At 56.2% G+C, this 20,649-nt stretch carries 15 protein-coding genes and 1 pseudogene; 11 read left to right on the forward strand and 5 right to left on the reverse strand.

Annotated features, from left to right (window positions below):
- Positions 1-123: 123 nt before the first annotated feature.
- Together L1065_RS15025 and L1065_RS15030 are read right to left on the reverse strand one after the other, a co-directional pair.
- Positions 124-3,240 (reverse strand): efflux RND transporter permease subunit, encoded by a 3,117-nt coding sequence (locus L1065_RS15025; RefSeq protein ID WP_237096326.1) that lies wholly within the window; start codon positions 3,238-3,240, stop codon positions 124-126.
- A gap of 4 nt (positions 3,241-3,244) precedes the next feature.
- Positions 3,245-4,375 (reverse strand): efflux RND transporter periplasmic adaptor subunit, encoded by a 1,131-nt coding sequence (locus L1065_RS15030; RefSeq protein ID WP_237096327.1) that lies wholly within the window; start codon positions 4,373-4,375, stop codon positions 3,245-3,247.
- Between the two features lie 86 nt (positions 4,376-4,461).
- On the opposite strand from L1065_RS15030, the gene L1065_RS15035 reads away from it, so the two are divergent.
- The 11 genes from L1065_RS15035 to cysG all read left to right on the forward strand — a co-directional run bounded on the left by L1065_RS15035 (position 4,462) and on the right by cysG (position 19,164).
- Positions 4,462-5,076: a TetR/AcrR family transcriptional regulator gene (locus tag L1065_RS15035; RefSeq protein WP_237096328.1), complete on the forward strand. Its 615-nt coding sequence runs from the start codon at positions 4,462-4,464 to the stop codon at positions 5,074-5,076.
- A gap of 148 nt (positions 5,077-5,224) precedes the next feature.
- Complete coding sequence (locus L1065_RS15040; RefSeq protein WP_237096329.1) at positions 5,225-5,809, forward strand: ANTAR domain-containing response regulator; 585 nt, start codon at positions 5,225-5,227, stop codon at positions 5,807-5,809.
- On the forward strand, positions 5,806-6,990 hold the full coding sequence (locus L1065_RS15045; RefSeq protein WP_237096330.1) for an ABC transporter substrate-binding protein: 1,185 nt from the start codon (positions 5,806-5,808) through the stop codon (positions 6,988-6,990). The genes L1065_RS15040 and L1065_RS15045 overlap by 4 nt, the downstream gene beginning before the upstream one ends.
- Positions 6,991-7,226: 236 nt before the next feature.
- A complete protein-coding gene (locus L1065_RS15050; protein ID WP_237096331.1) occupies positions 7,227-8,594 on the forward strand; it encodes a CmpA/NrtA family ABC transporter substrate-binding protein in 1,368 nt (455 codons plus the stop codon).
- Between the two features lie 57 nt (positions 8,595-8,651).
- Positions 8,652-9,728 (forward strand): ABC transporter permease, encoded by a 1,077-nt coding sequence (locus L1065_RS15055; RefSeq protein ID WP_237096332.1) that lies wholly within the window; start codon positions 8,652-8,654, stop codon positions 9,726-9,728.
- A 26-nt stretch (positions 9,729-9,754) separates the two neighbouring features.
- Positions 9,755-11,440: an ABC transporter ATP-binding protein gene (locus tag L1065_RS15060; RefSeq protein ID WP_237096333.1), complete on the forward strand. Its 1,686-nt coding sequence runs from the start codon at positions 9,755-9,757 to the stop codon at positions 11,438-11,440.
- A 5-nt stretch (positions 11,441-11,445) separates the two neighbouring features.
- A complete protein-coding gene (gene nirB / locus L1065_RS15065; protein WP_237096334.1) occupies positions 11,446-13,878 on the forward strand; it encodes a nitrite reductase large subunit NirB in 2,433 nt (810 codons plus the stop codon).
- Positions 13,875-14,204 (forward strand): nitrite reductase small subunit NirD, encoded by a 330-nt coding sequence (gene nirD / locus L1065_RS15070; RefSeq protein ID WP_237096335.1) that lies wholly within the window; start codon positions 13,875-13,877, stop codon positions 14,202-14,204. The genes nirB and nirD overlap by 4 nt, the downstream gene beginning before the upstream one ends.
- Positions 14,204-16,828, forward strand: a complete 2,625-nt coding sequence (locus L1065_RS15075) for a nitrate reductase (RefSeq protein WP_237096336.1) — start codon at positions 14,204-14,206, stop codon at positions 16,826-16,828. Before nirD ends, L1065_RS15075 begins: the two co-directional genes overlap by 1 nt.
- Entirely contained in the window at positions 16,825-17,742 is a 918-nt protein-coding gene (locus L1065_RS15080) for a glycosyl transferase family protein (protein ID WP_237096337.1), read from the forward strand. The genes L1065_RS15075 and L1065_RS15080 overlap by 4 nt, the downstream gene beginning before the upstream one ends.
- Positions 17,743-17,757: 15 nt before the next feature.
- On the forward strand, positions 17,758-19,164 hold the full coding sequence (gene cysG, locus L1065_RS15085; RefSeq protein WP_237096338.1) for a siroheme synthase CysG: 1,407 nt from the start codon (positions 17,758-17,760) through the stop codon (positions 19,162-19,164).
- Positions 19,165-19,337: 173 nt separating this feature from the next.
- Here the strand turns inward: cysG and L1065_RS15090 are convergent.
- The 3 genes and pseudogenes from L1065_RS15090 to L1065_RS15100 all read right to left on the reverse strand — a co-directional run.
- A pseudogene (locus L1065_RS15090) lies at positions 19,338-19,523 on the reverse strand (integrase core domain-containing protein); the annotation flags it as partial.
- 175 nt (positions 19,524-19,698) lie between these two features.
- Positions 19,699-20,199, reverse strand: a complete 501-nt coding sequence (locus L1065_RS15095) for a hypothetical protein (RefSeq protein ID WP_237096339.1) — start codon at positions 20,197-20,199, stop codon at positions 19,699-19,701.
- A gap of 17 nt (positions 20,200-20,216) precedes the next feature.
- Positions 20,217-20,649: hypothetical protein (locus L1065_RS15100; RefSeq protein ID WP_237096340.1), on the reverse strand; the 433-nt coding region annotated here is incomplete at its 5' end.

Below are 20,649 nucleotides of genomic sequence, written 5' to 3' on the forward strand. Positions count from 1 at the left end.
GGCACACCACCAAATCCAGCCGAAAAACCCGTCGGACAGGGCGTATGGCCTAGCGTCTGCTCACGGTATGGCAATGCGTCAGACACTTTGGCGCTGCGAAGGCATATTCCAGACATACAAACATCATTCCGCCGCGAGCCGAAGGGGAGCATTGTTTTTCGTTTCAACCGCCATTGCGGTAGAGCGTTTGCGATGCACCAACCGGAACATGGGTGGCGTGAAGTAAAACGACACAACCGCGGACAACAGCACGCCCCCTGCGATGGCCACTGCGAAGGGTGGCCAGAACCCACCGCCTTCCATGATGAGCGGTAAGAAGCCGCCAAAGGTGGTTATGGTCGTGGATATGATGTGGCGGCTTGATCGGCTAACCACCTGTGCCATTGCCTCGGTGTCGCCCGCCGCGGCCTTTGGATCAGATTGCAGACCTGTCAGGATAATGATGGCTGCATTGATCGACACCCCAATAGATCCGATCACGCCGATGATTGCATTGATCCCGAATGGGTATTGCATCACCGCCAGCGACAACATCGACAGACCTGCGGACAGCACACAGACGACAAGGGCCACCCCTGTCAAACGGAAGGAATTGAAGGTCAGCGCGATGGTTGCAATGGTCAGCGTCACGATCAGACCGATTGAGGCCAACAGATTGCCCACGGTGTTTGCGCGTTCGTCACTGTCACCGCCCAGTTCAATACGGTATCCTGCAGGCACGTCAAAGTCTGCCTGCTCAAACGCGGCAAGCACGTCTTGCAAGGCTTCTTCGGGCAGCACGGATGGCACGATGAAAGCTTGCACGGTGTTTATCCGCTCACCATTGCGGCGGGTGATGACGCTTTCGGAAGGCTCCAGCACAGGGGTGGCCAATTCCGACAGGGGCACTGCGGGAAAATCGCCTTGTGCCGAAATGGCTGCAGCCCCCGGCAACACGACAGGAAGATCGGATAGCGTGCTGATTTCGGTATAGGCGTCACGGTCAAAGCGCACGCGGACAGGCAGTTGATCGGTGCCTTCTACCAGGCTGCCGCCTGTGACGCCGACCATACCATGTTCAAGTTGTGCGGCGATATCGGTGATGTTCATGCCCAACAATCGTGCGGCGGTTTCATCGACATTGAAGCGAAGCTGCGGGGCACCGCCCGAAACTTCGGTCCGCACATGGGTGATGACAGGCACATCGGCCATCAGCGCGCGTGCCTGATCGCCGTAGTCGCGCAGCACGGTCAGGTCTGGGCCGACAAGCCGTATTTCGACAGGCGCTGCAACGGGCGGCCCTTGGACAAGGCCGCGCACAATGATGCTGGCTTTGGGATAGCTTTGGTCCAATTCATCTTGCAGCAACGGCACCAGACGTGCGGCATCTTCGGCCGTGTGCGTTTTGATCATCGCAACGGCGAAGGCGGGTTCCTGAGCGCGTCCGCCTGTGATGTTGTAATAGAAGGCGGGGCCAGATTGCCCGACGGACCAATAGACCTGATCAACGCCTTCAAGCGCCAGAAGCTGTGCGTCGATAGCGCGGGCTGTTTCAGCGGTTTCGTCGATGGCTGTTCCGGGTGGCATTTGCACTTCGAGGTAGAATTGATCGCGGTCCACGCCTGGAAAGAATTGGGCGGTCAGGGTCGGGAAGGCCAGAAAGCCCGTTACCGGCAAGATCAGTGCCACGGCGATGGATTTGAACGGATTGTTGACCGACCATCTGATTGAGGCGGTGAAGGCTGTGCCGACAAACGGAATGGTAATCCCGCCGCGCCCACCCGATTTGATGAACCAGCCCGCAAAAGCGGGTGTCACGGTCAGCGCCACAAAGACAGACCACAACAGCATGATCACCACCGCGATGGCGATGGAGCCGACAAAGTCACCTGCAGGGCCAGGCAGCAAGATCATCGGGGTGAAGGACAGAGCGGTGGTAATGGTTGAGGCCAGCAAGGGGCCAGCCAGCCGTTTGATGGCGTCGCCCACGGCGTTTTCGCGCGTCAAGCCACGGGCAAGTCTTTGGCGGACCTCATCTACCATTACAATGGCCGCATCCACCAGCAGGCCAAGGGCGACGATCAGCCCTGTCACAGACATTTGGTGAATGGGCAAGCCGATGAAATTCATGGTGGCGAGTGTGGCCAGAGAGACCACGGGCAAAACAAGTGCAACGATGAGTGCGGCACGCACCCCGAGGCTGATCAGCAGAACGGCGACAACAAGGGCGACCCCGATGGCCATATTGGTGCCAACCTCTGCCAGTCGGTCCGCAGTGTAGGTTGATTGATCAAAGATCAGCTCTTCGGACAGGCCTTGGGGCACGAGGGCGGCGCCATCTTTCAATTCGGCGCGCACAAAGTTCATCCAGCGGTCGATCTGGACCCCGTCTTGGGCCAACACGCCGACAAGCACGGCCGGACGACCGTTGGCGTAGGCCAGTTCTGTGGCGGGATCGCGGGGGCCGCGCGTGATTTGGGCGATATCGGCAACCGTTACTGTGGCCCCTTGTGCGCCTTCGCGGACGACGACTTGGCCCAAGCGACTGAGGGCGGCAATTTCGCCAGAGACGTTGATGGTGAGCCCCGTTTCGGCCCCATCAAGGCGGCCTGCCTGAACTTTACCGTCGGCGGCGGCGATGCGGGCCGATATTTCGGCGGCGGTCAGGCCCAGAGCTGCGGTGGCTTGCGGATCGATTTCGACCAGCACCTCTTCCTCGGGCTCGCCAAAGAGATCCACGGCACGGGTTTGGGGTATCGCGCGCAGGCGATCGGACAGGGCTTCGGCATAGGCGTGCGCCAAGGTGATCGGGACGTTGTTGTGGTCTGCGGTGACGGCGACGACGGCGGAGTAGGCAGAGATGCCTTCGGCATTGAAGTCGGGCGCCAGAACACCTGCGGGAAAGTTGCGGCGGGCGTCTTCAACAGCGTCGCGGGCTTCGGACCAGACCTGTTCGATGGCGGGACCTTCGAGCGTTTCAATCAGGTCGATATTGACGACCGAAACGCCTGTTCGCGAGATGGAAGTGATGACATCGACTTCAGCGATCTCACGCAGCTGTTCTTCGATTTCAGCCGTCACGAGGGCTTCGACGCGTGCAGGGTCGGCGCCCGGAAAGGTGGTGGTGACGGAGGCAAACAGATTGGTGATTGTCGGATCTTCTTGGCGGCCAATCGACAAAAGCGATGACACGCCCGCCGAGATCAGGACCAAAAGAATAAGTGCAACGATGCGGGGCTGACGAAAGGGCAGGGTGATCATCAGACTATTCCACTACCCGCACGCGTTGTCCCGGCACCACGCGATGTGCACCTGTTGCGATCATCCGGGCACCGTCTTGAAAGGTGCCACGCACGAAGGCGCGGGTTGCTTCGGCGTGCAAAACCTCGACGCTGGCCTGGCGTACGGTGTTGTCATCGACGGTCAGAACCGTCCAGTACCCCCCCACGCCTTGTTGCATGGCATCGAGTGGCAACCATGTGCCCACCTGATCCACGGGCGTCGTGACAACCACGGTTGCGGTCTGACCAAAGGCGGGGGCATCATCGGAGTTCAGCGAAAAGATTGCAGTTTGTGTGCGCGTGACGGGATCAATATCGGGGCGCACGCGCAGAAGGACCGCGTCGTACGTGCGGCCCTGCACCACGATTTCGGGCGATTGCAAGGCGGCGATGTCAATCGACAAGGGCAACCCGACACGCACCTGCGGTGCTGTTGTTTCAATCAACGTCAAAATGGGTGCGCCTGCGGCAAGTGTTTCACCGCCATCTACGTTGCGCATTCCGATGCGGCCATCGAAAGGCGCGAATAATTCCGATTTTTCCAAATTGATGGCGACCGTGCTGAGGGCTGCGTCCACCTCTTGGGTGCGGCTGATCAGTTCGTCGCGTGTTGCCGTCGCTTGGTCCACGGCCTCAACACTGGCAAAGCCATCTTTGCGCAGGGCTGTGGCGCGGGCAAGCCGTGACTGTGCCAAATCCAGTTGTGCGGTCAGCGCAGCGCGTGATGCTATCAGGCGCTCCTGTTCGGCCTTGAGCAGGGCCGTATCAAGGCGCGCGATCAGTTGGCCTGCTTTGATTGTCTGGCCTTCTTCGACCAAAAGGTCTGACAGCCTGCCGCCCAATTCAAATGACAGCGGAACGCTGGCGGCGGATTCGATCTGTCCGACGAATTGGCGTGCTAGACTATAGCCGTCTTGCAAGGTGATAGGGGTGACGCTGACGGGGATAAGGTTTGCGATTTCTGCTTCGGCGCTGGCATCGGCGCGTTGGGCCAGAAGGTTTGATCCCCCCACAACCGCTGCACCTGCCAGAACGACAACCAAACCGGTCAAAGAGATGTTGAACACCGTGCGCCTTGCGCGTTTCAGGAAAGTCGGTTTTTGCAGATCGGTCATGGTTAGCCCTTTAAAGTTAGCATCTCTTACATATGTTAGAACCTATTACTTTGACAAGGGTTACGAAGTTTGAAACGAATTGGATCATGAATGATTTGAAAAAAGACGCCCCGCGCGAGCGGTATCACCACGGTGATTTGCGCACGCAGCTGATTGAAGCGACACGCCAACTGATTGAACAAAAAGGCCCTGATCATTTTTCGGTGGCAGAAGCGTCTCGGCTTGCTGGCGTGTCTTCGGCTGCGCCTTACAAACACTTCAAAGATAAGGACGATCTGGTGCGTGCTGTGGCACTGGGTGGAATGCGCCGCCAGCATGACCAATTGATTGAGGAGTTGGATGGCCTGCCGCCACAAAGCCTTGATCGCATATCAGCGCTTGGGCGTGTCTACATTCGCTTTGCTTTGTCCGAGCCTGCGGTGTTTCGGTTGATGTTCGGTTTGTCCAAAGATCACAACGAAGACGATGCTTTGGTGCAGCAAGGCGAAAATATGTTTGGTGCGGTCAAGGCCGAGGTTGCGCGATACCGTGGTAGTGATGTCATTGAAGAGATTGATGAAAAACGAGCCTTCCAACTGTGGAGCTTTGTTCATGGGCTTTCGTTTTTGCTGTTGGACGGCAAGCTGACGCAGATGGAATTGCCTGTCAGTCTTGACGAGATGCTGGACGATATTGGCAGGCGCGTGATGCAGGATGTTTGAGGCCTAGATCATTGCAGGTGTCGCTGCGTGTTTTCAAACTGCATAAATCTTGTGCAAAAGGCGGCTGTCGGTCACAGAAATTCCCCAACAAGATGGCGGCGCGCTCTTTTTGCTTGAGTATCTTTGGTGCGATCATCAGGTCAGGTGCATGTCTGCGGATTTGAAAATTGTTGTCGTTGAAGATGACCGTGATCGGGCGATCTCGATCGTTGATGCGCTGAAAGATGCCTGCGTTTGCGATGTTGTGGTGATCGCAGATCGCAGTGGATTGGCGCGCCAGATTGCAGCGCACCAGCCTGATATTGTGCTGATCGACATCAACAATCCCACACGTGACATGATGGAAGAGTTAACGCTGGCATCAGGTCCGCTTGACCGGCCGGTTGCGATGTTTGTTTCGGGGAATTCTGACGGCATGGCCGAAGCCGCGATTGAGGCGGGGGTGTCGGCCTATGTTGTTGATGGCCTGTCGGTGCAAAGGCTTAAGCCCGTGATGGACACTGCGATTGCGCGGTTTTCCATGGTGCGCCAAATGCGCGATGAATTGGCAGAGACACGGCGTGCGTTGGAAGAGCGCAAGGTCATCGACCGCGCCAAGGGATTGTTGATGAAGGCCAAGGGCATTGACGAGGAAGCTGCCTATGCACTGCTGCGCAAGGCTGCGATGGATCAGGGCCGACGCGTGCCTGACGTTGCAGAGGCCTTGGTGACGGCTGCGGGATTGTTGGGATGAATTACGTTAGCATTCCCGTTGCCTATATGCCGCTGGTGGATGCGGCGCCCTTGATACTGGCCCAAGAGATGGGATTTGCGGCAGCCGAGGGAATAGCGTTGGATTTGATCGCGGCGCCATCATGGTCGTCTGTGCGTGACATGTTGGCCTTTGGGCGCGTTGATGCGGCACATATGTTGTCGCCCGTTCCGCTGGCGATGGGGATGGGATTGGGCGGCGTGGCGACCGAGATTTCTTCGGTGTCCAACCTTTCGATCAATGGCAATGTGATTGGCGTGGGCACAGAGTTGAAAGCCAAGCTGGACGCGTTGGGCTTCAGTTTTGATTTTCACGATCCGATTGCCGCGGCAGAAGCCTTGGTGCAGGTGAGCGATGGGCCAATCTCGTTCGGGGTGCCATTTCCTTTTTCGATGCATGTTGAATTGCTGCGCTATTGGGCGGATGGGTCTGCCTTGCAAAAACACGGGATTACCATTCGCACGGTGCCACCCCCTTTGATGGCCCAAGCGCTTGCGGCAGGCGAGGTTGATGCGTTTTGTGTGGGCGAGCCCTGGGGCTCTGTTTCGGTTGAGACAGGGGCGGGGGCCCTTTTGTTACCCGGCAAGGCAATCTGGTCTTTTGCTCCTGAAAAAACACTGGCCGTGCGCACAAACTGGGCCGAGACAGAACCCGATCTTCTGGGGCGCTTGATGCGGGCCGTTTGGAAGGCGGGGCGCTGGCTGTCTGATCCTGCGGCACATGCAACTGCCAGTGATCTTCTGTCGCGTAAAGCCTATCTGGATGTGTCTGCCGAACTGATTGACCGTGCCCTATCGGGGCACCTGACGATCACGCAAGAGGGTGACCACCGGCAAATTGATGGCTTTGTGGAGTTTCATAGCGGGGCGGCAACCTTTCCCTGGCTGAGCCAAGCAAGATGGATCGTGGAAAGACTTCATATGGCAAACGGTGGTGCGGCTTTGACAGACGTGCAAATTGCCAAAATCGTGCGGCCCGACTTGCACCGCGAGCATCTGGCCAAGCTGCGGTGTGATCTTCCTGGCGCTTCGGCCAAAGTTGAGGGGGCGATTCTGTCTTCGATGGCTGTGGCGAGCGCTTATGGGCAGATCACCTTGCAGCCTGACGGTTTCTTTGATGGTCAGATTTTCGACCCCGAGGCGAAATTTCCGCCCAAAAAATAGGCGTCTCGTGTTTTGCTGCAGCGCAGCGCGTTCATCCCTTCCCTCTGGCTTTCTGAATATGGCAATCTTGGATCACGGCTAGCAAAGGCGCTGGTCGTTTAGAATTTCATCCCGCTGTCAGGGATAATCTGAGCAAGGTCGCTCACTTTCCGCCGGAAAATCCGGAGGCAAGTGATCGGCCTTTTTTCGTTTCTTGTGCTGCCCATCCCAAAGGCATTCACCCCATGAGGATAATCATGAAAAAACTTCTTCTATCGCTTGCGACCACAACGGCATTGGCGTCACCTGCTTTTGCAGACCTTTTGGATCTGGAAAAAGACGAGCTGACCTTCGGCTTTATCAAACTGACTGATATGGCGCCTCTGGCTGTTGCATATGAAAACGGATATTTTCTGGACGAAGGCCTGTTTGTGACGCTTGAAGCGCAAGCAAACTGGAAGGTGTTGCTGGACGGTGTGATCGACGGTCAGTTGGACGGTGCACACATGCTGGCAGGCCAGCCGCTTGCAGCGACGATCGGATATGGCACCGAGGCGCATATCGTGACGCCATTTTCGATGGATTTGAACGGCAACGGTATCACCGTTTCGAACGAGGTTTGGGATTTGATGCGCCCGAATATTCCATCGATGGAGGATGGCCGCCCGCAACACCCCATTTCGGCTGAAGCGCTGGTTCCCGTGATTGAAGAATTCAACGCGAATGGCCGCCCGTTCAACATGGGTCAGGTTTTCCCCGTTTCGACCCATAACTATGAATTGCGGTATTGGCTGGCTGCTGGCGGGATCGAACCTGGCTATTACAGCCCAGACAACATCACGGGCCAAATTGGTGCAGAGGTTCTGTTGTCGGTGACACCGCCGCCCCAGATGCCTGCGACTATGGAAGCCGGCACGATCAGCGGCTACGCTGTGGGTGAGCCTTGGAACCAACAGGCCGTGTTCAAAGGTATTGGTGTGCCTGTGATCACCGACTATCAGCTGTGGAAGAACAACCCTGAAAAGGTTTTCGGCCTGACAGCCGAGTTTGTTGAGGAAAACCCGAACACGACCCAAGCCCTGACACGCGCCCTTATTCGTGCGGCCATGTGGCTGGATGAAAACGACAACGCCAACCGCGAAACCGCGGTCGAGATGCTGTCGCGTCCTGAATATGTTGGTGCCGACTACGAGGTTATTGCCAACTCGATGACAGGGACATTTGAGTTTGAAAAAGGGGATGTGCGCGACATTCCAGATTTCAACGTGTTCTTCCGTTACAACGCCACTTACCCGTTCTATTCAGATGCGATCTGGTATCTGACACAGATGCGCCGTTGGGGACAAATTGCCGAGGCGCAGCCTGATACGTGGTATAAAGAAGTGGCCGAGAGCGTTTATCGCCCCGATATCTATCTGCAAGCCGCACAATCGCTTGTGGATGACGGTCTGGCCGATGCCGCGGACTTCCCATTTGACAGCGACGGCTACAAAGCACCGACACCTGCCGCCGATATCATTGATGGCATCCCTTATGATGGGCGCACGCCCAATGCCTACCTTGAAAGCCTGCCAATCGGCTTGAAGGGTGAACAGGTTGTCGTCGGTGACAAAATCCAAGGCTAATCCCCCTTGCGCGGGCAGCAGGTCTGCCCGCGCCCCCTATTTTCAGGAGACAGGTTCATGACCACGGTAGACCCGAATTTCGAGGATGACGCCGCCCGCACTGCCCGCCGCGAACGTCGCTTCACCCGCATCAATGCCGCAGATAAATGGTTTCAGGTTCTGGGGCTGGCGTGGATTACGCCAATCCTGAGGGCGGCGGCAGGCGACAATCCCAAGGCACAGGTGTCTGAAATCTGGCGACTGCTTGGTGTGCCGCTTTTGGCTATTGTCGGCTTTTTGGCGCTTTGGGCTGCGTTTGCGCCTACAGTGCAAACTTCGCTTGGTGCGGTGCCGGGGCCTGCACAGGTTTGGGCAGAGGCTGTGAATTTGCACGAAGATGCGCAAGACAAGGCAGCCAGCCGTGCGCGTTTTCAAGAGCAAGTCGCCACGCTGAATGAGCGACGCATCGAAAACGGGCAAGAGCCGGTCGAGCGTGCCTACACAGGTGCGCCAAGTTACTACGCGCAAATCTGGACCTCGATCAAAACGGTGTTCTTTGGTTTTGTGATTGCCAGTGTTGTCGCAATTCCGCTTGGGATCATGGCGGGGCTTTCGCCCACGGCGAATGCTGCGCTGAACCCGATTATCCAGATTTTCAAACCCGTCTCGCCCTTGGCATGGTTGCCGATTGTCACAATGGTTGTGTCGGCGGTCTATGTCACCAACGATGGCATGTTCGCCAAGTCGTTTCTGGTGTCGGCTGTGACGGTCACGCTGTGTTCGCTTTGGCCGACGCTGATCAATACCGCGCTTGGTGTTGCAAGCATCGACAAGGATTTAGTGAACGTATCGAAGGTGTTGAAAATGAACACCTATACCAAGATCACCAAACTGGTTTTGCCTTCGGCCTTGCCACTGATCTTCACGGGCTTGCGCCTGTCGCTTGGTGTGGGCTGGATGGTTCTGATTGCTGCTGAAATGCTGGCGCAGAACCCGGGCTTGGGCAAATTTGTCTGGGATGAATTCCAGAACGGCAGCTCTTCTTCGTTGGCCAAGATCATGGTGGCGGTTCTGACGATCGGGATCATCGGGTTCATGCTGGACCGTGTGATGTATGCCCTTCAGTCGCTCTTTACCTTCACAAACAACCGCTAGCGCTTGCGCAGGGAAAGGACCGCGTCATGGGTATTTTAACACTTGATAACGTTTCCAAAAGCTTCGGTTCAGGCATCCACCGCACGGATGTTCTCAAGGATATCTCGATTGATGTTGCCGAGGGTGAATTTCTTGTGCTGCTTGGCTTTTCGGGCACGGGCAAGACCACGTTGATCAATCTGATGGCCGGGCTGGATAGCCCGACCACCGGGACTGCGACTTTCAAAGGCGCACCGATCAAAGAACCAAGCCCGGAACGGGGGGTGATCTTCCAAAGCTATTCGTTGATGCCGTGGCTGACTGTTGCGGGCAATGTGCGTCTGGCCGTTGATACGGTATTTCCAGAGCTGTCTGCGCAACAAAAAGACGCCAAGGTCGCCCACTATGTTGAGATGGTGGGCCTGTCACATGCCTCTTCGCGCCGTCCTGCGGAATTGTCGGGGGGCATGCGCCAACGGGTGAATGTGGCCCGCGCCCTGGCCATGAACCCCGAACTTTTGCTGCTGGATGAGCCGCTGTCGGCGCTGGATGCGCTGACACGCGCCAATCTGGCCGACGAGATCGAACACATCTGGGAGGCGGACAAAAAGACCTGTGTTCTGATCACGAACGATGTGGACGAAGCCATTATTCTGGCGGATCGCATTATCGCCCTTAATCCCGATGGCACCTTGGGCGAGACGTTTACAGTGTCGATCCCGCGGCCACGCGACCGGATGGCGATGAACACCAATGATGATTTCAAACGGCTTCGCGCCGATGTGACCAAATACCTGATGGATGTCGGTATTGCCGCCAAGGTCGAAGGTGCGCGCGATTTGCCGAATGTAACGCCCATTCACGGTGTGCCATCGGCTGTTGCAGATGCCCAGAAGGGGATGGTGGACGAGCGGTTTCTGGAATTTTCGCAACTGCACAAGGTCTATCCAACGCCGAAAGGTCCATTGACCGTGGTTGAGGATTTCGACCTCAAGATCAATCGCGGCGAATTCATCAGCCTGATCGGTCATTCGGGCTGCGGTAAATCCACTGTTTTGACAATGGCAGCTGGCCTGAACGAAATTTCAAAAGGGGCGATCAAGCTGGACAGGCGCCATGTGGAAGGGGCCAATCCAGAACGCGCCGTTGTTTTTCAATCGCCCAACCTGTTTCCGTGGCTGTCGGCGCGTGAAAACTGCGCCATTGGCGTGGACAAGGTCTATCCCCGTGCGTCCCGCCAAGAACGTCAGGACGTAGTAGAGTATTATCTGGAACGTGTCGGTCTGGCTGATGCGATGGATAAACCCGCCTGCGAGATGTCGAACGGGATGCAACAGCGCGTCGGTATCGCCCGCGCCTTTGCGTTGTCGCCCAAACTTTTGCTGTTGGACGAGCCGTTCGGGATGCTGGACAGCCTGACGCGGTGGGAACTGCAAGAGGTTCTGATGGAGGTGTGGTCGCGCACCAAAGTTACAGCAGTTTGTGTGACCCATGATGTAGACGAAGCGATTTTGCTGGCCGACCGTGTTGTGATGATGACCAACGGCCCACGCGCCACCATCGGCAAAATTGTGAACGTTGACTTGCCAAGGCCGCGCACGCGCAAGGCGCTTCTCGAACATCCTGACTACTACACATACCGCCAAGATGTGCTGGATTTCCTTGAGGAATATGAGCACGGCGCAAAGCCTAAACCCAAACCAACCGGCCGTGTGGCCTTGGCTGCGGAGTGAAAGACATGACACAGAAACTTGTTATTATCGGCGCAGGCATGGCTTCGGGCCGTGTGATCGAAACATTGGTTGAGACGGATTCCGACGCCTACGACATCACCTTGTTTAACGCCGAACCACGCGGGAACTATAACCGCATCATGTTGTCACCCGTTTTGTGCGGGGAAAAAACCTATGAAGACATCGTGACCCACGATGACGATTGGTATGCACAGCATGGCGTGACCTGCCGCTTCGGCGAGCATGTGGTTGCGATTGACCCCGAATTGAAAGTTGTCGAGGGGCAAAACGGCCATGTGCCCTATGATAAGCTGGTGATTGCCACGGGCTCTGCCCCGTTCATTATTCCGGTGCCAGGCAAGGACTTGCCCGGAGTGATTACCTACCGCGATCTGGACGATACAAATGCGATGATCGATGCCGCAGGCGAAGGCAAAAGGGCTGTCGTGATTGGTGGCGGTTTGCTTGGGCTAGAGGCTGCGGCAGGGCTTGCCGAACGCGGGATGGACGTGACGGTGGTGCATTTGATGGGGCATCTGATGGAACGCCAGCTGGATGAGGCGGCAGGATATCTGCTGCGTCGTGATCTGGAAAAGCGTGGGATCACCATCCGCACCCAAGCCTCGACCAAGGCCATCATTGGCGATGGTCGTGCAGAGGCCGTTTTATTGGAAGGCGATGAAACTCTTCCCGCTGATCTGGTGGTGATGGCCGTTGGTATCCGCCCTGAAACGCGGCTTGCAACAGATGCCGGACTGGATGTAGCGCGCGGCATTGAAGTGAACGCACAGATGCAGACATCGGACCCTGATGTCTTTGCCGTGGGTGAATGTGTTGAATTTGACGGCAACCTGTTTGGCCTTGTTGCCCCGCTTTATGATCAGGCCAAAGTTTTGGCCCACGCACTGCTGGACCAAGCAGACGCGTTCGTTGTCAAAGATGTGGCCACCAAGCTGAAGGTAACGGGCTGTGATTTGTTCAGTGCGGGTGATTTTGCCGAAGGTGAAGGCCGCGAGGACATTGTGCTGCGCGATCCGTCGAAAGGCATCTACAAGCGTCTTGTGATTGAAGAAGACCGTCTGGTCGGGGCTGTGATGTATGGTGATACGGCGGATGGAAACTGGTTTTTCCAGTTGATCAAAGATGGCACCGAGATTGATGAAATGCGCGACACTCTGATTTTCGGACCCGCGTATCAGGGGGGCGATACCTCGGACCCGCTCTCAGCCGTTGCAGCATTGCCGCCTGAGGCGGAGATTTGCGGCTGCAACGGCATTTGCAAAGGCACCATCACAGACGCCATCGCAAATGGCGCGACAGATTTGGCGGCGATCAAAGCCACCACAAAGGCCAGCGCGTCCTGCGGGACATGCACAGGGCTGGTAGAGCAGGTCTTGCAGGTTACTCTGGGAGATGCGTTTGAGCTGCCAACGGCGCAGCCGATCTGCACCTGTTGTGATCTGACCCATGAGGATGTGCGCCGTCTGATCAAGAGCCAAGAGCTGAAATCACAAGATGCGGTTTGGCAGGAACTTGGTTGGAAAACGCGCAATGGCTGTCATGTCTGTCGTCCTGCGGTCAACTTCTACCTGCTTGCCGATTGGCCGCTTGAATACCAAGACGATCCGCAGTCGCGCTTTGTGAACGAGCGCAAACACGCCAACATTCAAAAGGACGGAACCTTTAGTGTCGTGCCGCGCATGTGGGGGGGAATAACAAACCCGTCCGAGCTGCGCGCGATTGCTGATGCCGCTGATAAATACAACGTTCCCACCGTGAAAGTCACAGGTGGACAACGCATCGATTTATTAGGTGTGCGCGGCGAAGATCTTCCTGCGATTTGGGCTGATCTGAACAAAGCGGGGCTGGTTTCGGGCCATGCATATTCCAAAGGCCTGCGCACGGTGAAAACCTGTGTCGGCACAGATCACTGTCGGTTTGGAACGCAAGACAGCACGGGTCTGGGGATCAAACTGGAACAAGCGCTTTGGGGGTCGTGGACACCGCATAAGGTCAAACTGGGTGTATCAGGCTGCCCACGCAACTGTGCCGAAGCCACTTGCAAGGATATCGGCATTATCTGCGTCGATAGCGGCTATCAGGTAAGTGTTGCGGGTGCTGCTGGCATGGACGTCAAAGAAACCGAACGCTTGTGTGATGTGACCAGTGAACAAGAGGCAATAGATGTCACGATCGCCTTTGTGCAGCTTTATCGCGAAAACGCCAAGTATCTGGATCGTGCCTATAAGTGGGTTGCGAAGGTCGGACTGGACTGGGTGCAGGAGCGGATCGCCGATTTGGATGAACGGGCACGCCTGATCCAAGCGTTTGAGTTGAGCCAGTCGATCTATCGAAAAGACCCATGGGCCGAGCATGTCCAAACCAAGGCGGCGCAATATCAGCCTATGGCCAACCTCACACTGGAGGCAGCAGAATGAACTGGATTGATATAGGCCACATTGATGACATCCCGCTTCGTGGGGCACGCAAAATCAAAACGGCTTTGGGGTGTGTCGCGCTTTTTCGAACAAGCGAAACAGAGGTTTTTGCGGCATCTGATACTTGCCCGCACAAAGGCGGCCCATTGTCGGAAGGCATCATTCACGGCCAATCCATCACCTGTCCGTTGCACAACTGGGTGTTTGATCTGAATACGGGCCAAGCAAATGGGGAGGATGGTCAAATCGCAACCTACCCCGTGCGCATTGAAGGCGATCGCATCTTGATTGATGGCGCAAAACTTGTTGCGCAGAGTGCGGCCTGATGGACGGCAGCGGCATCCCTGAAACACGCTCAACTTGCCCGTATTGTGGTGTTGGCTGCGGTGTTTTGCTGAGGCCAGACGGCGTAGGCGGTTTGTCTGTGCGTGGTGATCCGGATCATCCCGCAAATCAGGGGCGGCTGTGTTCAAAAGGCACCGCCCTTGGGCAGACCGTCGGGTTGGAACAACGGCTGTTATCGCCACAGGTGAACGGTCAGGCGACTGATTGGGATACCGCGCTTGACCGTGTGGCCACGACGTTTTCGAACACCATTCGCGACCACGGTCCTGACAGCGTGGCTTTTTACGTGTCAGGCCAGTTGCTGACCGAAGATTACTATGTGGCCAACAAGCTGATGAAAGGTTTCATCGGCTCGGCCAATATCGATACCAATTCACGGTTGTGCATGGCCTCCTCGGTTGCGGGGCATAAGCGGGCGTTCGGCACAGATACCGTGCCAGGCAGCTATGAGGATATTGACGAGGCGGATCTTGTTGTTCTGACGGGATCAAATCTGGCTTGGTGTCACCCTGTTTTGTATCAACGCTTGCTGGCGGCCAAAAAGAAACGGGGCACAAAGATTGTCGTGATCGACCCGCGCCGCACGGCCAGTTGTGATGGCGCTGATCTGCATCTGGCTTTGACCCCGGGCACCGATGTGGCACTTTTCAATGGTCTGCTGACGCAGATTGCCGCGCGTGGCGCGCTGGATGGTTCATTTGCAAAGACCCTTGATGGTCTGGATCAGACACTTTGTGTCGCTGCATCGGACGATCCTTTACGCACAGGTTTGTCGCAGTCTGATATCAACACGTTTTATGATCTTTGGATCAATACACCACGTGTTGTGACAATTTATAGCCAAGGCGTAAATCAGTCGACGTCTGGCACCGACAACGTGAATTCAATTCTGAACTGTCATCTGGCGACAGGGCGCATTGGCACCACTGGGTGCGGACCACTGAGTGTGACAGGCCAGCCCAATGCGATGGGTGGACGCGAAGTCGGGGGGCTGGCCAACATGCTGGCGTGTCACCTTGATCTGGAAAACGCCGATCACCGCAGCGCCGTTGGCGATTTCTGGCAAGCACCATCGGTTGCCACGCAGCAGGGCCTCAAGGCAGTTGATATGTTTCAAGCCGTTGGCGACGGGCGCATCAAAGCACTTTGGATTATTCACACCAATCCCGCTGTTTCCATGCCAGATGCTAAAGCGGTCCGTGCCGCGATTGCATCGTGTCCGTTTACGGTTGTCAGTGACGTCACAGCGCGCACCGATACCGCGCGTCTGGCTGATGTTTTGCTGCCTGCCACAGCCTGGGCCGAAAAGGATGGAACAGTCACGAATTCAGACCGCACGATCAGTCGCCAGCGCAAAGTTTTGCCTGCCCCCGGACAGGCGCGACCTGACTGGGATATACTGGCAGATGTGGGACGGCGCATGGGCTTTGAGCAGGCGTTCGATTATCAGACAGAAGCCGAGATTTTCCGCGAATACGCCGCGTTGTCCCGGATCGCTGGTAAGTTTGGGCGCGACTTCGATATTTCCGCGCTAAGCGGTATGAGTGATGTGGCGTATGATGCGATGGCGCCTGCGCGGTGGCCAATCACCGAAACCCGCAAGGGTGGCCGCTTTTTCGCCGATGGCAGATTTTTCCATGCAGATGGTAAAGGCCGTTTGGTTCCTATGGCCTGCAAAGTGGCAGCGCCAAATGATGCGGCTCCATTCCGCCTGAACACAGGCCGCTTGCGCGACCAGTGGCACACGATGACCCGCACGTCTTTGTCCGCAAACCTGTCGGCGCATTTGCCAGAACCGTTCGTTGATATTCACCCGTCAGATGCGGCGGCACTTGGTATTGCTTGTGCCGATTTGGTCGCAATATCCAACGCATATGGCAAAGCCATTCTGCGTGCGCGGATCAGTGATACTGTGCAAAAAGGTCAGCTTTTCGCGCCAATTCATTGGACTGGCGAAACCGCCCCGTCTGCGCGGATCGATGATCTGGTTGCCCCGAACACCGATCCAATTTCGGGCCAGCCTGACAGTAAGGGCAGCTATGTTGAAGCGCAGCGATACGATGCCGCGTGGTATGGCTTTGCTGTTTCGCGCGAACCGATGGCGCTGAGAAGTGCCTATTGGTCGGTTGCGCGGACGGCGCAGGGGTTTCGTGCAGAACTTGCTGGCAAGCATCCCGTTGCAGATTGGGAGGCCGAGGGCCGCGATATTTTTGGCGTACCAAACGCGTCCGTTTCGAGCTTTGTTGACCAGACACGCGGAACGGCGCGGGTTGCGTTTTACGATGGCGACGTTTTGATCGCGGCTTTGTTTGTTGCGCGTGAACCCGTGGCAATCATGCGCGATTACCTTGCGACATTGCCCGACACAGAAGGGGCCGATCCGCTCAGCGGACAAAGCCCCGCGTCTATGCCCAATCCTGGTCCTGTTGTGTGTTCGTGTTTTGGGACCGGGGTGAACACGATTGTCACAGCCATTGAAACCGAGGGCCTGGTGAGCGTTGATCAAATTGGTGCGGCGTTGGGCGCTGGAACAAACTGCGGGTCGTGCCGCCCTGAATTGGCGCAACTTCTGTCACGTTCCCGCGTGCAGGAGGCTGCGGAATGAGCCTTTCTGACTATGTGCGCATTCTTGGTCGGGGGCAGGGCCGTGCGCGGTCTTTTACCCTAACCGAAGCGCAAGATGCGATGACGCTGATGTTGCAAGACGATGCAGCACCTGAAGCCGTTGGCGCGATCTTGATGTTGTTGCGGATGAAGGGCGAAACAGCCGAAGAAATTGCAGGTTTTGCCGCGGCCGCACAAGCCGCGTTGCCCGAACTGCCCCATGTCGATCTTGATTGGCCAAGCTACGCAGCGGGCCGCACCCGTGGTGCGCCGTGGTTCTTGCGCTCAGCGAAAGACGTCGCGCAACGCGGCCACCGCGTTTTGTTGCACGGCTGGAATGGTGCCGATCCCAAAGTGCGGGCAGGACTTGTCGATCTGGGAATTGGCATCGCGACCACCAGTGATGAAATCGAGGTGCTTTTGGCCAAGGACGGAATTGCTTATTTGCCGTTGGAGCAGTTTCATTCTGCTTTGTTTCGCTTGCTATGTCTGCGCGACACTCTTGGTCTTCGGTCGTGCATCAACACCGTTTGTCGCATGCTTAATCCTGCAGCGGCACGTGCGAGCGTGCAGGGAGTTTTCCATCCGTCCTACCGTTTGCTTCAAGCCGACGCTGCGGCGCTTCTGGGTTGGGGGGGATTGACGGTCATCAAAGGCGGTGGTGGTGAGTTTGAGTGCAATCCTGCCAAAGAAATCGCGGCCTTTGGATTGCGCAATGGTCAGTTGTGGGAGGATCGTATTGCACGCCGTGTTGATGAGACCCGACGCCTGTCTGATCGCTCGGAAACGATGGTGGATGACAACTGGGCGACCCAGACACCTGATGCGTTTGAGACGGCCATAATCGAAGCGACAACTGCGGCGGCGTTGAGCACTCTTAATTCTACCGATCTTTCGCACCGATCTGTTGCGTAACCAGAAGGACAAGCCATGAAATCCTTTCCAATGTTTATCCGCACAACCGACCGTAACGTCGTTGTTATAGGCGGTGGTGAGCAGGCAGCGCAAAAAGTGCGGCTTTTGATGAAATCCGATGCAAATCTTGTGATCGTTGCTGCCGCGCTTGAAGATGAGTTGCAGGCGCTTGTGGATCAAGGAGCGGCACGCCACCTTGAAACGCTTGAAACTGATGTGTTCAAAGATGCAGCAATGGTATTTATCGGCACGGGGTGCCCCGGGTTTGACGGTGCTGCGCATGCCTTGGCCAAGTCCTGCGGTTGCATTGTGAATGTCGTTGATCAGCCAGAGCTGTGTGACATGACCACGCCCGCCATTGTGGATCGTGATCCCATTGTGGTTGCCATTGGCAGCGAAGGGACTGCGCCGGTTTTGACACGCGACATCAAAACCAAATTGGAAGAGATGTTGCCGCTGAACATCGGTGGGCTGGCCGCTTTGGCAGGTCGCCTTCGCCCAAGCGTCACAAACAATGTGCCCCGCGCGCACCGCCGCGCGTTTTGGGCTTGGGTTTTCAAAGGCAGCGCAAGGGACCAGTGGACGCGTGGAAGTGAACGCAAAGCAGCCCGCATCATTAAGGATGCAATCGCGGTGGGGCGCGCACCGCATGACCGTGCAGATGGTCATATCTCGCTTGTTGGTGCAGGTCCGGGCGCGCGTGATTTGCTGACGCTACGCGCTGTTGAAAGGTTACAAGAAGCAGACGTGATCTATTATGATCGTCTTGTCGATCCAGAGGTGCTGGAACTGGCGCGCCGCGATGCTGAACGTGTTTTCGTTGGAAAGCACGTTGGGGCCCATGCCCTGCCACAAGACAAGATTAGTGCAATGATCGTTGCCGAGGCACGCAAAGGGCGCAAGGTTGTCCGGCTGAAATCAGGTGACCCTTGTATTTTTGGGCGGGCAACCGAAGAACTTGATGCGGCGCGTGCTGCGGGAATTTCTATTGATATCGTCCCCGGCGTAACTGCCGCATCGGCCGCAGGCGCGTCATTAAAGCAAAGCTTGACCGAACGGGGTGTTGCTGACACATTTGTTGTGGCCACGGGCACGGGATGCGCATCAGATCCATTGCCTGATTGCACCCGCATGTCAGGACCGGGCACCACAACGGCTTTTTATATGTCCGTTCGGCAGGCAGGTCGCATTGCGTCGCGACTGATAGAACAGGGTCTGCCGCCTCATAGCATGGTTGATGTCTGTGTTGATGTTTCCAAATCGACCGAACGCCATATCAAGACAACTGTATCAGACCTGTTGGCCGATATCGGAAGCCACGATATTGAAGGGTGCGCGATTGTGTTGGTGACTTGGCCGCGAGATGTGGCGCAGAATAAGCCTGCCCAGACTGCACGCCTTCTCCAGGGCGTATCCGCCTAGGTCTTTCCCAGGCTATCCAAAATGGAAGGTCTTGGGGCCCATCTGCCACTTATCCAATAGCAAGCCTAAAGAAAGAAATCATCCAATTGTCTGACGTGAGCGCCTATGGGTTCAAATAAGGTTGTTGGCTAAGACAGGGTTTTTTGCTGACCTGCCCCCCGTGGCTCCCTCATTCATAACGAGAGTTTGCGGGTTTGGATTTCATATTCCTCATCGTTATTTTGGGCAAGCGCGTCGTGCGGTGAGCCCTCAAATTGCTCAAGCGCTCGACGCGCTTCTGCGGGTGTTTGGTTTGCCAGTGATGAGTGCGGTTTGACGTTGTTGTAGTCGTAGCGCCAAAGGGCCAGTTTGCGGCGAGCCATCCGGCATCTTGGCTGCGCACAAGTTCTACCAAATCTGATTGCCAGCTTCCATCTAGAGCCAAAAACGAGCCCGCGCCTCTCTGGCGATTATCATCGAGCCACGCTTCAAGAATATTCTCAAAGTCCTGAACGGCTATTTGATGCTCCATCCGTTACCTTACACAAATTCAAATCACCACTGACTGTGATCATAGGCTGGCAATCCAAGCGTGGCGCGGACGCCATCGTCGTGGGTGATCATGTGCAAGACAGCCTCGTCCTCGGGCAGGTCCGTGCGCAGCCATGCGAAACCGATATCGCCAAGAACAACATAAGGCCTGTTTGGTTGTGGGAACGCGTCGAGCATTGCCAACACGATCCGGTAGAACTGGCGCGGCGTGAGGCCTTTGGACAAAATCACACGCCGGTCATTGAATAGCGTAAGTTCACCTGACGAGTATTCTGCTCCTACATCAACTTCGATATCCATATCGATCCCGATACTATTATTCTCCCTTCTGCGCGTCGCAATAATTGGAAGTTGGCGATCAATGATTTCCAGAAGCCTGTCAGTCTCGTAGTTCAACGGCGAGAGCTCTGATGAAGAACCGTCGTGTGCCGCGAGAGCAAGACCATCTGGCAAATCCATCATTCTGGTCAGATATGCGCGGTCTTCTTCTGATAGGTCCTGCATCTGATTTCCTTTCTAAACTAGTCATCGAAATTACGCATAGCACGATCAAGCTCCGCAGCCGCTTCTTGAGGGATTGGCTGCCAGCGCACGATGCCCCTGATGTTATTGGTGCGTAACAATCCAAGATAAAATGCGATAGGTCCACCTCGTCGGCTGCACACAACGTCTAATCCAATATTCCAGCACGGGCGTGCGGGAGACCTTGGATTGTTACAAACAACACCGTAGCGGGCAAACTGATCAAGCGTGTTTTGGAGTTGAGTGCCCGATGGCAAATAGGGCGTCCCAGGTGGTGAAGATGTAAGAGGCATCTGATATTTCGCTTCTTGCAGCCAGCACCGCGCATGCAGTTCGCCATCAGCTCTCGATTTTTCCCCTGTGGCTGACCAAGCATCCCATTCCTGACGTCCGCAGATAGCGGCCTGATACTGCCAACCACGTAATCTCGAA

The organism is Nereida sp. MMG025, assembly GCF_021654165.1.
Classification (GTDB): Bacteria; Pseudomonadota; Alphaproteobacteria; order Rhodobacterales; family Rhodobacteraceae; genus Nereida.